Source organism: Burkholderia sp. S171, from assembly GCF_009766085.1.
In the GTDB taxonomy this organism is placed as follows: Bacteria; Pseudomonadota; Gammaproteobacteria; order Burkholderiales; family Burkholderiaceae; genus Caballeronia.
Window position 1 is genome coordinate 138,013 of record NZ_LMUF01000056.1, and the last position, 13,629, is coordinate 151,641.

Genomic DNA, 13,629 nt, shown 5'->3' on the forward strand with positions numbered 1-13,629 from the left:
AAAAACGTGAATTAACACGCGCATTATTTTGCGGTTGCAGCATGAATTTAATTCCAGCCTCATACGGGTATGTACCAAGGCGCCGGGCGCTCTCGTTTCTCCGCCTTTGCTGGCCTGTCTTGCGAAGCAAATGAGTGAAGCTGAAGCGGGACCCAAGCAGACCGTGTCTTCCCACCGAGGTGTCTTACATGTTGAGCGTGCTTTCGAGAATGATCGACATTGCAATGGTAGCGCTGGGCGCGCTGCTGGCCGCGTCGCTGCACGCGGGAAATGCCGTCTGGCTCGACGACATGCAAAGCACGCTGCTCGCGTTCAATTGCGTGCTGGTGATCATGACGTTCCCGTCGTTCGGGATATACCAATCGTGGCGCGGCAAGCCCGTGTACGACCTGCTGTGGCGCGTGACGCTGGCGTGGCTGATGGTGGAAGGCGCGGGCGTGCTGCTGACCTTCAGCGTGCATCGCGCAGATTTGTTGTCACGTATGTGGCTGCTGTATTGGGGCGCGGCGACAGCGGCGTTCCTGATGCTCTCGAAGGCGGTTGTGCACGCCACGCTCAAGTTGCTTCGTCGCGAAGGGTTTAACCAGAAGGCGGTTGCTATTGTGGGTGCGGCGCCTTACGGGCAGTTCCTGATCGAGCAGATGCGCAGCCGGCCCGAGGCAGGTTTCAGCCCGGTCTATGTGTTCGATGAAACCTTCCCGGAGCTCACGCTGGCCGGTGTGCCGGTGAGCCGCGATCTGGACGACCTCACGCAACTGGTGCGCGGCCGTGCGATTCGCGAATTGTGGCTGGCACTGCCGATTTCGCAGGAGCGGACCATCCACAAGCTCGTCACGGAGTTCCGCGACGACTTCGTGAATATCCGCTTCATACCGGACGTGCGCAGCCTGTCGTTCTTTAACCACGCGGTGGTGGATCTGCTTGGTGTGCCGGCGATCAACCTGGCCGCTTCGCCGATCACGGACCTCAAGGTGCTGCCGAAGCGGGTGTTCGACCGTTTGTTTGCCGCAGGCGTGCTGCTGTGTCTCGCGCCGTTGCTGATTGTGCTGGCGGTGGCCGTGAAGATCTCCTCGCCGGGGCCCGTGTTCTTCAAGCAAAAGCGCAAGGGTATCGACGGTTACGAGTTCGAGATCTACAAGTTTCGCTCCATGAGGGTGCACAAGGAAACGGCCGGTCACGTCACGCAAGCGAAGAAGGGCGACAAGCGTGTGACGCGCGTAGGGGCGTTTCTGCGCAGAACCAGCCTGGACGAGTTGCCGCAGTTCATCAATGTGCTCAGAGGCGAGATGTCGGTGGTCGGGCCGCGTCCGCATGCGCTTGAACACGACGACATCTACAAGGATCTCGTGAAGGGCTACATGTACCGGTATCGCATCAAACCCGGCATCACCGGCTGGGCGCAAGTGAATGGCTTTCGCGGTGAGACCGACCGCATCGAAAAGATGATGGGGCGCGTGAAACTCGACCTGTACTACATGCAGCACTGGACCTTCGGACTCGACATGAAAATTGTTGCAATGACGTTGTGGAAGGGTTTTGCTGGTGCGAATGCTTACTAAAAATCCTTTGAATAATTTGCCAACCCTGGAGCGCGTGCTATGAAACTCACCATCATCGGTAGCGGCTATGTAGGCCTCGTGACGGGCGCGTGTCTGGCCGACATCGGTAACGACGTGCTGTGCCTCGATCTCGACGAACGCAAGATCGCGATCCTGAACGGCGGCGGCGTGCCGATCCACGAACCGGGCCTGCAGGACGTGATTGCACGCAATCGTGCGGCAGGACGCCTCAGCTTTTCCACCGATGTCCAGGCTGCGGTCGAACACGGCGAAGTGCTGTTCATTGCGGTGGGCACGCCCTCCGACGAAGACGGTTCCGCCGACCTGAAATACGTGCTCGCGGCGGCGCGCGATATCGGCCGCTACATGAACAACTTCAAGGTGATCGTCGACAAGTCGACGGTGCCGGTCGGCACGGCGCGTCGCGTGAAGGCGGCGATCGATCAGGAACTCGCCACGCGTGGTGTGCAGCACATGTTCTCGGTTGTATCGAACCCTGAATTCCTGAAGGAAGGTGCGGCGATTGACGACTTCACGCGGCCCGACCGGATCGTGCTGGGCTGCGACGACGACGTACCCGGCGAACGGGCCCGCGAACGCATGAAGCGCCTGTACTCGCCCTTCAACCGCAATCACGAACGCACGCTTTACATGGACGTGCGCTCGGCGGAATTCACGAAGTACGCGGCCAACGCCATGCTTGCCACGCGTATCTCGTTCATGAACGAACTCGCGAATTTCGCGGACCGCGTGGGCGCGGATATTGAGGCGGTGCGTCGCGGTATTGGCTCCGATCCGCGCATTGGCTACGACTTCCTGTATGCGGGTTGCGGTTATGGCGGGTCGTGCTTTCCGAAGGACGTGCGTTCGTTGATCCAGACGGCGGGCGAGTACGACGAGCAGATGGAAATCCTGAAGGCGGTGACGTCGGTGAACGAGGCGCAGAAACAAACCCTCGCCAACAAGATCGTGGCGCGCCTGGGTGAGGATCTGCGCGGCAAGAAATTCGCGCTATGGGGCTTGGCGTTCAAGCCGAATACCGACGACATGCGCGATGCCCCGAGTCGCGTATTGATCGCGGCACTGCTGGAACGCGGCGCGTCGATCAGCGCTTACGATCCGGTCGCAACCGACGAAGCACGCCGCGTGATTGCGCTCGATTTGCGCGACACGCCCGCGCTGCTCGCTCGCCTGACTTACGCGAACGATCACACCGAAGCCCTTGATAACGCCGACGCGCTGATCATCGTGACGGAGTGGAAGGTGTTCAAGAGTCCGGACTTCGATGGCATGAAACGCCGCCTGAAGACGCCACTGATCTTCGACGGCCGCAATCTCTACGAGCCGGAAACCATGAACGAGATCGGTGTGGAGTATCACGCGATTGGACGTGGCGTACGGCAATCGGTGAAGGCACCCGTCACGGCCTGACCGGCTTTGCAAGGCAAGGCCAGCACCATTAGCTGGCCAATAACAACGATATCGACACACCAGGCGCTGCGAGCGCGGCTTCGGTCGAGGGACCCGATGCCGCGACTGTGCCGTTTTAACGGATACAACCTATGTTTCGAAGCGTCTTGATTGTCTGTCATGCGAATGTCTGCCGAAGCCCTGTCGCGGAAATGCTGTTCCGCGCGCATGCCGGCAAGCTAGCGGGCAAGCACGAAAGACGTCCGATCGAATTCCGCTCTGCCGGCCTCTTTGCAGTGGATGGCCGCAACATCGATCCAACGATGCACCGCTTGCTGGTGGAGCGCGATCTTGATCCATCGGGACACGCCGCGCGCCGGCTCGACGAGTCCATGGCACGCGCAGCCGAGTTGATCCTCGTGCCCGAAAGGCAGCAGATTGCCGCAATTGAACAGATGGCGCCGCACACCCGCGGCAAGGTGCATCTGCTTGGCAAGTGGGAAGACTCTGAAGTGGCCGATCCGCACGGCGGTCACGAAGTTGCCTATCGCGAGAGCTTCGGGCTAATTGAACGTCTGGTCCAGGGATGGCTGAATAAAATATGGTGAACCGGTCTCTAGTCTTATCTGTCTCCGTGGTTTTTTCGCTGACGACCTTTTTGTCGGCGTGTGGCGCCTTGCCAGGTTACAACCTGAACACGTCGCGCCTGAACGATTCGGACCCCACGCCGACCGCGACCTATCCCGTGCACCTGATCACGGCGGACGTGATCATGCAGCAGAACCGGCCGGGTCCGGCAGCGGTCCTGCCGCCCGCGCGTTTTGCCGATCCGGCGCAATACGTGTATCGCCTGGCTCCGCAAGACGTGATCGGCATCACGATCTGGGATCACCCGGAGCTCACCACGCAGCAGGGGCAGACCATGTCGGCGGGTGGCAACACCACGCAAACGGTCGCTGGCGCGCTCGCGCAGCCGTACACCACTGCGTTGCCCGGACAGGCCGATCCGTTCGGGCAGACAGTCTCTCCTGACGGCACGATCTACTTTCCGTTCGTCGGCAAGATGCACGTTGCGGGCAAAACGGCTGGCGAGATTCGCGATCAGCTCGCAGCGGGTTTGTCGCCGTACCTGAAGAAACCGCAAGTCGACGTTCGCGTGCTTGCTTATCGCAGCCAGAAGGTTTCTGTGACCGGCGAGGTGAAGTCGCCCGGACCGCTCGCGATGAGCGATGTGCCGCTTACCCTGGTCGATGCACTCACGCGTTCGGGCGGCACGAACGCCGACGCCGACCTGCAACGCGTGCGGCTCACGCGCAACGGCAAACTCTACGTGCTTGATGCCGACGGCGTACTTGATCGCGGCGAGATTTCGCAGAACGTGATGCTGCAGTCGGGCGACATCGTGAACGTGCCGGATCGTACCGATAGCCGCGTGTTCGTAATGGGCGAAGTCAAGACACCGCTGCCTGTTTCGATGATGAAAGGCCGCCTGACGATCGCCGATGCGCTGACGCAAGCAGGCGGCATTCTGGACACGGACGCGAACGCACGGCAAATCTACGTGGTGCGCGGTGCGCGCGACAAGCCGTCAACGCCTGACATCTATCGGCTGGATCTGACGCAACCGGATTCGTTGCTCCTGTCCTCGCAATTCCAGCTTCACCCGCTCGACGTGGTGTATGTGGGCACGTCTGGAGCCGTCCAGTTCAACCGTCTGGTCAACCAGGTCCTGCCGAGCTTGCAGACACTCTTCTACCTGAAGGAATTGACGCGATGAGCGCTATCTATAACGTCGAATGCCTCCAACCAACCGGGGTTGAATCGTGAGCACGCCAGCGAATTCCTATCAGGGCAAGACCGAAGAAGAGGACGTCGTCCTTGGGCAGTTGCTGCAGGTGGTCCTCGACGACATCTGGTGGCTGATCGGCACCGCGGCGTTCATCATTCTCGCCGCGGCCGCGTACTGCTACGTCGCGAAGCCCGTCTATTCCGCCGACGCGCACGTTCGCGTGGAGCAGTCCGACAACACGTCGCAAGCGCTCACGCAGACGCAGACGGGCGCCGCGATCGGCAATTCGTCGGGCGCGCTGCCAACCGACGCCGAGATCGAGATCATCAAGAGCCGTGGTGTGGTGGCGCCAGTCGTCACGCAGCAGAAGCTCAACTTCTCGGTGAGCCCGATGACCATACCGGTGCTTGGCAGCATTGCTGCACGGATCGCGACGCCCGGCAAACCGGCGAAGCCCTGGCTCGGCATGACGTCTTATGCGTGGGGCGGTGAACAAGCCACGGTCGATTCAATTGAAGTGGTCCAGCCGCTGGAAGGCGTGAAGTTGACCATGACCGCGCTTGGTAACGATCGCTATTCGCTGGCAACGCCGGAAGGTATGCCGCTGCTCGAAGGCCGTGTGGGTGAAATGGCGAAGGGTAATGGCGTATCCATCGATGTCACGAAACTGGTGGCGCGTCCGGGTACACGATTCGTGGTGTTGCGAGCCAATGACCTCGATGCCATCGCCGCCTTTCAGTCGGGCATTACGGTTGTCGAGCAGGGCAAGTCGACGGGCGTGATCCAGATCTCGCTCGATAACGGCGACCCGGCACGCGCGGCTGAAATTGCGAATGCGCTGGCCGATTCGTATCTGCTCCAGCACATTGAAAGCAAGCAAGCCGATGCGGAAAAAATGCTCGCGTTCCTGAAGAGCGAGCAACCGCGGCTGAAGGGTGATCTCGAGCACGCCGAAGCCGCGCTGACGGAATATCAAAGCAAGTCCGGGTCGATCAACGCAAGCGACGAAGCCAAGGTTTATCTCGAAGGCAGCATCACTTACGAAGCGCAGATTTCTGCATTGAAGCTGCAGATTGCCACGTTGGACCAGCGCTTCGAAAGCAGCCATCCGGCGCTTATCGTCGCGCAGCAGCAGCTTGGCCAACTCGAAGCTGAACGTGCGCGCTTCAGCGAGCGCTTCAAGAATCTCCCAGCATCGGAAGTCAAAGCGGTGTCGCTGCAACGCGATGCGAAGGTGGCCGAAGACATCTACGTGCTGTTGCTGAATCGCGTGCAGGAGCTGTCGGTGCAGAAGGCCGGCACAGGCGGCAACGTGCATATTGTCGATGCCGCGCTGCGCCCGGGTGCGCCGATCAAGCCGAAGAAATTCCTGATCATGTCGGCGGCCGTGATTCTTGGCCTGATCCTTGGAACTGGCCTGGTGTTCCTGCGCCGCGCCATGTTTGCGGGCATCGTGGACCCGGACAAGGTCGAGCGCCTGGCAGGTTTGCCGCTGATTGGTCTCATTCCCATGAGCACCGAGCAGGTGAAGCTCGACGCAGAAGCGAAGCGTACGGAGCGAGATCGCGACCGTGTCTTGCCCATTCTTGCGACCATGCGTCCGAACGATGTCTGCGTGGAAATCATGCGCAGCCTGCGTACGTCGCTGCAATTCACGCTGATGGAAGCGCGCAATCATACGGTGATGCTGACAGGCCCGGCGTCGGGTGTCGGCAAGAGCTTCCTGGCGGTGAACCTCGCCGTGCTGCTCGCGGCGTCGGGCAAGAAAGTCCTGCTGATCGACGCCGACATGCGGCGCGGCAAGCTGGAACGTTCCTTTGGTCTGGAGCGAGCGAATGGCCTGGCTGAATTGCTTGCCGGCACGATCGGACTCGAGCAGGCCATCCGGACCACGCGCACGCCGTTCCTGAGTTTCATGCCTTCAGGCAAGCGTCCGGACAATCCTTCGGAGCTGCTGATGTCACCGCGCTTGCAGCAATATCTCGATGGCCTGGGGCGCGTGTACGACGTGGTTTTCATCGATACCCCGCCGGTGCTTGCTGTCACGGATGCATCGATTATCGGCAAGCTTGCGGGAACGAACTTCTTCGTGATGCGCTCGGGCGCGCACAACGAAATGGAAATCTCCGATGCCATCCGGCGCTTGCGCTCAGCGGGCATTCCGCTGCATGGCGCGATCATGAACGGCATGCCGGTACGTTCGCGTGGTTATAACCGCGGACACTATGCAGCGGTTGAAGACTACTTGAATGTTTGAACGCGAGCGGAGCGCTGCATGACATCGACCTCGACCCCGGCTTCGACCCTGACCATCTCCGTGATGGTGCCGACGTATCGTCGTCCCGCCGACCTGAAGCGTTGCCTCGACGCGTTGCGTGCGCAGGCACGTCCGGCCGATGAAGTGCTGGTCGTCGCGCGTCCCGAAGACGATGCGACGCATCGCGCTCTCGAAACAGAGCTAGCCGCGAACAATCCGTTCCTGCTGCGCGTGATCGAGACGGGTCTGGGCGGGCAGGTCGCCGCGCTGAACCGCGGGCTTGATGCGGCGCGTGGCGACATCATCGCGATCACTGATGACGACGCCGCGCCGCGCGTCGACTGGCTGTTGCGTATTGACGAGGCCTTCAGCAACGATCAATCACTGGGTGCGCTCGGCGGTCGTGACTGGGTGTTCGAACGCGGCGCGCTGCTCGATGGTGAGCGCACGGAAGTCGGCGTGATCCGCCGCACCGGCAAGGTCTGCGGCAACCATCATCTGGGTGTGGGCGAGCCGCGTACGGTCTCGATGCTGAAGGGCGCGAACATGATTTATCGACGCTCGGCGGTGGGCGGATTGCGCTTCGATACGCGTCTGCGTGGCAAGGGTGCGCAGCACGGCAACGACTTGTCGTTCAGCTTGAGCGTGCGGCGCACGGGCTGGAAGATGGTCTACGATCCGCGCGTGGCGGTCGATCATTTTCCCGCCGAACGTTTCGACGACAACGGCCGCGATGCGCAGACCCTTGGCGCACTCGCCGACACCGCATACAACGTGCATCTGGTACTGCGCGAGCATCTGGGTCCGGTGGCGCGGCATGTGGCGTGGTACTGGTATGCCGCCATTGGCACCCGTGCAATGCCCGGCTTAGCGCATGCGTTGCTCGCGCTTTCGCACACCCGCGATACAGCCTGCTGGACGCGTTATCGGGCGATGCGCAAGGGCGCTCAAGACGCGCGCCGCGACGCGCAACATGAACCTGCGGCCTATGCGCTCGCCATGCGCAACCGTACCGACGGCGCGACAGCCGCATGAGCCGCCTGTCGCGGGTCCGGAACTCGCAGGATCACATCGATGTGGAGGTTTCCCGTATGCAGGCGACCAAGGTTCACGTGCATTTGTTTTACGGCGCAGACCCCCGGTTTTATCGCAAAGGGGAGAACATCGGCTGCCTGTACGGTTATCACCATGCGGAGTCTCCTGAACTGACGCTGACGTATTCGCGCGACAAACCCGAGAACAAATTCGTGCGGCTCGCACGGCGTGGATTAAAGGAGGCGCTGGGCTTCGACTTCATTCATACGTGGCGCAATCGTGAAGAGATTCTCAACGCCGATGTGGTGTGGACGCATACGGAGGCCGAGCATTTATCGGCAGCGTTGCTGCTGCTTTTGAAAGGCCGCGCGCGTGGCAATCCGATGTTGCTCGCGCAAAGCGTGTGGCTGGTCGACAAGTGGGCCGGCTTCGGTGCGCTCAGGAAGTGGGCCTATAAAAAGCTGCTCTCCCGTGCCGATGTCCTGACTACACACGCAAGCGAGAACGCGCAAATGGCGCGCGATTATTTCAAGCGCGATGTAGAGCAGGTGTTCTACGGTATCAATCCGATCGACTTCCCGTTGCAGGAGCCGACCGCCTGGCAACCGCACACGCCGGTCCGAATCGGCGCGATTGGCAACGATCGCGATCGCGACTGGGAGTCGCTTGCTCAGGCGTTCCGGCAGAACCCGGAGCGTGAAGTACGGATCGCGACGCGTCGACGGGTATCGAAAACGCTGCATGCAAGCAACGTGAAGATCGCGCCGGCAATCGGCATGAAAGCGGCGCGTGAACTGTATGACTGGGCTGACGTGATCGTGGTGCCGCTGCGGCCGAACTCACATGTGTCGGGCATAACCGTCGTGCTCGAAGCGGTGGCGCTCGGCAAGCCGGTGATCGTCTCCGATGTCGGTTCGTTACGCGATTACTTCGGCCCCGAGCATGTGTTTTATGTGCCGCCGCACGACGTGCCCGCGTTGCAGCACGTGCTCGACACGATAGTCGCCAATCCCGCACTCGCGCTGGAACGCGCGCAAGCGGCAAGCCGCCACTTCGCTGCACGCGATTACACGACTCGGCAGTTCGCGCTGCAGCATGTCCGTCTTACGCAGGAGTTCATGAGGGCGCGGCATATGGACATCCCCACGGACGTACCCACGCGTCCCTCGGAAACCGCGCTGCATGTCGCGCCTCAACGCCGGGTGAACTGATCCATGAGCACACCGGCCGCTGCGCGTACGCCCAAGTATCTGGCCGATCTGATCGAGAACGGCGGCCGGCCCCTGCGCGCCGGTTTTCTCGGCCTGTTCCGCGATGACCCCAAGCATTGGGTGCCGCAAAGCGGGTTCTGGACGTTCACGCTGCTGCTTATCCTTGCGCACCAGGGAACGGCGCTGACGTATGGGTTCCCGGCCATGGCGACAGCGGTTGGCTTATGGCTGTATTTCAAAAGTCCCGCGCGGTATATCGGCTTTGTCTGGTGGCAGTGGTTCCTCAGTCCCGAAGTGCGCCGGCTTGCGGACTTCGCGAAGGGCGGCTTCACGGCCACCAGCGTGATCCAGGTCGCGCCGGTAGTCGTGACCATGATCTGCGCGTTGACCGTGGTCCGGCATTATCGTGTGCTGGCTGAGCGGCGTGGCCTGCCGTTCCTCCTGATCTTCATGGGCTTGGCCTACGCGTACCTGATCGGTGTGATGTCCAACGGCCCGATGGCGGCCACCTATGATCTCGCGGCGTGGCTGTATCCGGTGCTGATCGGTTTTCACATCATGGTCCATGCCCGCGACTATCCGAAGTATCGCCAGGCGATCCTCGACACGTTTATCTGGGGCATGCTGTTCATGGGCGGCTACGGTCTTGTGCAGTTCTTCCTCATGCCGGCCTGGGACGCCATGTGGATGATCGGCTCGCAGATGGCTTCGCAAGGCGACCCGGTCCGGCTCGGCGTGCGGGTGTTCAGCACCATGAATTCATCGGGCCCGTTCGCGCTCGCCATGATGGCCGCGCTCACCTTCACCATGGCCGGCACGCAAAGCGTGCGCTGGGTCGCGGGCGGTCTCGGGTTCATCTCGTTTGGCCTGTGCATGGTCCGCTCGACGTGGGGCGGCTGGGTCATCGCGATGGTGTTGCAAATCATCAAGGCGAGCAACAAGGTGCGCGTGCGGATCCTGGTGGGCGCGGTGGTGCTGGCGGGACTTTCGGTACCGCTGCTCACCTTCGGGCCGATCGCCGACAAGATGGCGACGCGCTTGCAGTCCATCACCAATCTCAGCGATGACAACAGCTATGCCGCGCGCAACGAGTTCTACGCGTCGTTCGCGAAAACCGCCTTTTCCGACGTCTCCGGCGAAGGTTTCGGCGCCACAGGTTCATCGACGAAGCTCTCTACCTCCAACGGCGATCTCGGTAAATATGGCAGCTTCGATAGCGGCGTGATGAACGTGCCGTTCGTGCTTGGCTGGCCCGGTTCGCTGATGTACCTTGCCGGGCTGGGCTTGCTGCTCGCCCGTGCGTTCCGTGCTTCGTTCTCGCTGCGCGACGACAAATACGCGCAGGCTTCCCTGAGCGTTGCGTTTGCGATCGTCGGCATGCTGGTGTTCACGAACACGTTCACGTCGATTGGCGGAATGATCCTTTACATGGGTCTCTGCTCGGTCCTCGCCGCGCGCCATCACCAGCGGCTCGGCCGCCGCCGGGAGCAAGCGCTCTTTGCACACTCCGCACACTCCCTCCCTGAAAAGGCACTCCGATGAGAATCGCCATCGTCACTCATGTCGTGCGTCACAACGATGGGCAAGGCCGCGTGAACTACGAAATCGCGCGCGCTGCATTGGCGGAAGGCCATCAGGTCACGCTGCTGGCATCGCACGTTGCACCGGAGCTTGCTTCCGAGGCGCGCTTGCGATGGGTCGCGATCAATGTCGGGCGTTTCTGGCCGACCAAGCTGTTCAAGCAGCAGATCTTCGCGTTGAAAACGGGGTTGTGGCTCAAGACGCACAAGAAGGAATATGACGTCCTTCATGTCAACGGTTTTATATCGTGGGCCAAAGCCGACGTAAATACCGCGCATTTCGTGCATGGCGGTTGGCTGCGCAGTCCGTACTATCCGTTCAAGCTCACCGGTGGTTTGTGGTCCGCTTATCAGGTGGTGTATAGCCGCGTGAATGCGCGGCTTGAACACTGGGCGTATCAGCGTTCGAAGATCATTGCCGCTGTGTCCGAGAAAGTCGCTATCGAGATTCGCGCGAACGGTGTGGCCGGCGAGCGGATCGAAGTGGTCTATAACGGCGTGGATACGAGCGCGTTCAGTGCGGCCCGAGTGAACGGTGCTGACAGAAAATCATTCGGACTACGAGACGATGCCTGCCTGTTGCTGTTTGTTGGCGACCTGCGCACGCCGCGCAAGAATCTGGACACGGTGCTGAAGGCGCTGGTGCAGCTTCCCGCCCACGTGCAACTGGTGGTGGCGGGTTATCTCCCGGGCAGTCCTTATCCCGATGAAGCCAAGGCGCTGGGCATTGCGGATCGCGTGCATTTCCTGGGGCTGGTGAAGAACATGCCCACGCTGATGCATTCCGTCGATGCGTTCGTCTTCCCATCGCGTTACGAAGCGATGAGCCTCTCGTTGCTGGAAGCGCTCGCGGCGGGGCTGCCGATCATTACGGCGAAGACGGCGGGTGGGGCGGAGATTATCGGCACGGATTGCGGCATTGTGCTCGACGATCCCGATGACGCCACCGCGCTCGCGGGCGCGATCACCAAGCTTGCTGATGCACCCGAGCTGCGCCGTGACATGGGTCACGCAGCGCGGTTGCTGGCGGACCAATTTGGCTGGGCGCGTATGGCGCGGCGGTATCTGGATCTGTACCGTGATTTTGCTAATCAGGCCGGCGCGGCCGCGTCGGGTGAAGTGCAGGCAGACGGCGGGGCGCCTAAAGCGGTGGCGCTGATGAAGAGCGGGATGGTGGGCACAACGGCAGGCACAACGGCGGTTGTGGTCCATCCCATGCTGCCGGGTATGTCGAATGAATCACACGCATCGCACGAATCGCACGCATCGCCGGTATGAGCAATTTGACGGTTGTCGTTATCCATCAACAATTTCGATCAGGGTCGTGGACATGAGCACGCAAGCCATCAAGTCGCTGCAAATTGGAATGCACTGGTTCCCCGAGCGTGCGGGCGGTTTGGACCGGATGTATCACACGTTGGTCGGTGCATTGCCGGGTGCGGGTGTCACGGTGCGTGGGGTGGTCGCGGGGTCGCCACGCGTGGCGGCGGACACAGAAGGGGCCATTCACGGCTTCGGTCCGGCGGCGCAGTCGTTGCCGCGTCGCTTGATGGCGGCACGCCGGGCGTTGCGGGCGTCGTTGAGCCGTGAACGGCCTGATGTGGTCTCGTCGCACTTCGCGCTTTATACCTTCCCGGGTCTCGATGTCACGCGCGGCATTCCGCAGGTCTCGCATTTCCAGGGACCGTGGGCGGACGAGAGTCATGTTGAGGGTGCCGATTCAATTGGTCAGCGGACCAAGCGGATGCTGGAGCAGCGGGTGTATGCGCGTTCGTCGCGGCTGATCGTTTTGTCCGAGGCGTTTGGGGAGATATTGCAGTCACGTTATGCCATTCCTGCTGAACGGATTCGAGTGGTGCCGGGGTGTGTCGATGTCTCGCAGTTCAATGTACCGCTGAGCCGTCCCGATGCTCGTCGCAGGCTTCAGTTGCCGCAAGACCGGCCGATTGTGCTTGCGGTGCGGCGGCTGGTCAGGCGGATGGGGCTGGAGGATTTGATCGAAGCGATGAAGCGTGTGAAGGCCAAGCAACCGGATGTGTTGCTGTTGATCGCGGGGAAGGGGCGTCTTGCGGAGGAGTTGCAGGCGCGCATTACGGAAGCGGGTCTTGACGACAATGTGCGGCTGCTTGGATTCGTGCCTGACCGGCATTTGGCGGCGCTGTATCGTGCAGCCGATGTGAGCATTGTGCCGACGGTCGCGCTGGAGGGATTTGGCTTGATTACGGTGGAGTCGCTTGCCTCGGGGACGCCGGTGCTGGTGACGCCGGTGGGCGGTTTGCCGGAGGCGGTGGCGGGTTTATCGGCGAATCTTGTTTTGTCGTCGACGGGGGTGGATGCTATTGCCGATGGCTTGATTGGCGCGTTGAGTGGTTCGCTGAAATTGCCGACGGAGCAGGAGTGCCGGATCTATGCACGCGAAAATTTCGATACGCCGGTGATCGCCAAGCGGGTGGCTGCGGTTTATAGCGAGGCGATTGATGCGGGTGTAGTGCATTGATTTTCGTTCGCACTTGGGGTTGGGTTGGGGTTTGGGGTTGGGCCTGGTGGTCGGGGTTGATGCCGGGTCGCCAGGTTTTTAGCGTTAGCGGGCGGGTTCATTGCCGGGTTGCTGCTTTCGGCCTTAGCGGCCTGCGTGACTCGGATATTCTCTTCATCACTGTTAGCCACTGTGCGTGGCGGCACGTCATTTCTTTGTCCAAAGCGGTGTGTGTCAAGGTAGTTGTCGCGTGCACCGCTACGCAGCTTCTGTGTATCGAGTACCTGATTCCTCGGTTCTTTCGGGATTTAA

General features: G+C 61.2%; 9 protein-coding genes and 1 pseudogene. All 10 read left to right on the plus strand.

Features of this window, described 5'->3' with window-relative positions; translation table 11 throughout:
* Nucleotides 1-188 precede the first annotated feature (188 nt).
* The 10 genes and pseudogenes from GSQ93_RS32325 (at nucleotide 189) to GSQ93_RS32370 (ending at nucleotide 13,338) form a co-directional block, all read left to right on the plus strand.
* Nucleotides 189-1,559, plus strand: coding sequence for an undecaprenyl-phosphate glucose phosphotransferase (locus tag GSQ93_RS32325; RefSeq protein WP_158940006.1), 1,371 nt, complete (start codon nucleotides 189-191; stop codon nucleotides 1,557-1,559).
* A gap of 39 nt (nucleotides 1,560-1,598) precedes the next feature.
* Nucleotides 1,599-2,990: a UDP-glucose/GDP-mannose dehydrogenase family protein gene (locus GSQ93_RS32330; protein WP_158940007.1), complete on the plus strand. Its 1,392-nt coding sequence runs from the start codon at nucleotides 1,599-1,601 to the stop codon at nucleotides 2,988-2,990.
* Nucleotides 2,991-3,121: 131 nt separating this feature from the next.
* Nucleotides 3,122-3,577: a low molecular weight protein-tyrosine-phosphatase gene (locus GSQ93_RS32335; protein ID WP_158940008.1), complete on the plus strand. Its 456-nt coding sequence runs from the start codon at nucleotides 3,122-3,124 to the stop codon at nucleotides 3,575-3,577.
* Nucleotides 3,571-4,746 (plus strand): polysaccharide biosynthesis/export family protein, encoded by a 1,176-nt coding sequence (locus GSQ93_RS32340; RefSeq protein WP_158940009.1) that lies wholly within the window; start codon nucleotides 3,571-3,573, stop codon nucleotides 4,744-4,746. The genes GSQ93_RS32335 and GSQ93_RS32340 overlap by 7 nt, the downstream gene beginning before the upstream one ends.
* A gap of 46 nt (nucleotides 4,747-4,792) precedes the next feature.
* On the plus strand, nucleotides 4,793-7,015 hold the full coding sequence (locus GSQ93_RS32345; protein ID WP_158940010.1) for a polysaccharide biosynthesis tyrosine autokinase: 2,223 nt from the start codon (nucleotides 4,793-4,795) through the stop codon (nucleotides 7,013-7,015).
* 18 nt (nucleotides 7,016-7,033) lie between these two features.
* Entirely contained in the window at nucleotides 7,034-8,050 is a 1,017-nt protein-coding gene (locus tag GSQ93_RS32350; protein ID WP_158940011.1) for a glycosyltransferase family 2 protein, read from the plus strand.
* A 56-nt stretch (nucleotides 8,051-8,106) separates the two neighbouring features.
* Complete coding sequence (locus GSQ93_RS32355; RefSeq protein WP_158940020.1) at nucleotides 8,107-9,261, plus strand: glycosyltransferase family 4 protein; 1,155 nt, start codon at nucleotides 8,107-8,109, stop codon at nucleotides 9,259-9,261.
* Between the two features lie 3 nt (nucleotides 9,262-9,264).
* Nucleotides 9,265-10,803, plus strand: coding sequence for a glucose-6-phosphate isomerase (locus GSQ93_RS32360; protein ID WP_254074178.1), 1,539 nt, complete (start codon nucleotides 9,265-9,267; stop codon nucleotides 10,801-10,803).
* Nucleotides 10,800-11,921 (plus strand): annotated as a pseudogene (locus GSQ93_RS32365) (glycosyltransferase family 4 protein); the annotation flags it as partial. The gene GSQ93_RS32360 and the pseudogene GSQ93_RS32365, both read left to right, overlap by 4 nt.
* 250 nt (nucleotides 11,922-12,171) lie before the next feature.
* Nucleotides 12,172-13,338, plus strand: a complete 1,167-nt coding sequence (locus tag GSQ93_RS32370; RefSeq protein WP_158940013.1) for a glycosyltransferase family 4 protein — start codon at nucleotides 12,172-12,174, stop codon at nucleotides 13,336-13,338.
* Nucleotides 13,339-13,629 lie beyond the last annotated feature (291 nt).

What these genes read in the sequence shown, in the direction of transcription:
- GSQ93_RS32325 (WP_158940006.1), top strand. Translation starts at nt 189, where the DNA reads ATGTTGAGCGTGCTTTCGAGAATGATCGACATTGCAATGGTAGCGCTG.
- GSQ93_RS32330 (WP_158940007.1), top strand. Translation starts at nt 1,599, where the DNA reads ATGAAACTCACCATCATCGGTAGCGGCTATGTAGGCCTCGTGACGGGC.
- GSQ93_RS32335 (WP_158940008.1), top strand. Translation starts at nt 3,122, where the DNA reads ATGTTTCGAAGCGTCTTGATTGTCTGTCATGCGAATGTCTGCCGAAGC.
- GSQ93_RS32340 (WP_158940009.1), top strand. Translation starts at nt 3,571, where the DNA reads ATGGTGAACCGGTCTCTAGTCTTATCTGTCTCCGTGGTTTTTTCGCTG.
- GSQ93_RS32350 (WP_158940011.1), top strand. Translation starts at nt 7,034, where the DNA reads ATGACATCGACCTCGACCCCGGCTTCGACCCTGACCATCTCCGTGATG.
- GSQ93_RS32355 (WP_158940020.1), top strand. Translation starts at nt 8,107, where the DNA reads ATGCAGGCGACCAAGGTTCACGTGCATTTGTTTTACGGCGCAGACCCC.
- GSQ93_RS32360 (WP_254074178.1), top strand. Translation starts at nt 9,265, where the DNA reads ATGAGCACACCGGCCGCTGCGCGTACGCCCAAGTATCTGGCCGATCTG.
- GSQ93_RS32370 (WP_158940013.1), top strand. Translation starts at nt 12,172, where the DNA reads ATGAGCACGCAAGCCATCAAGTCGCTGCAAATTGGAATGCACTGGTTC.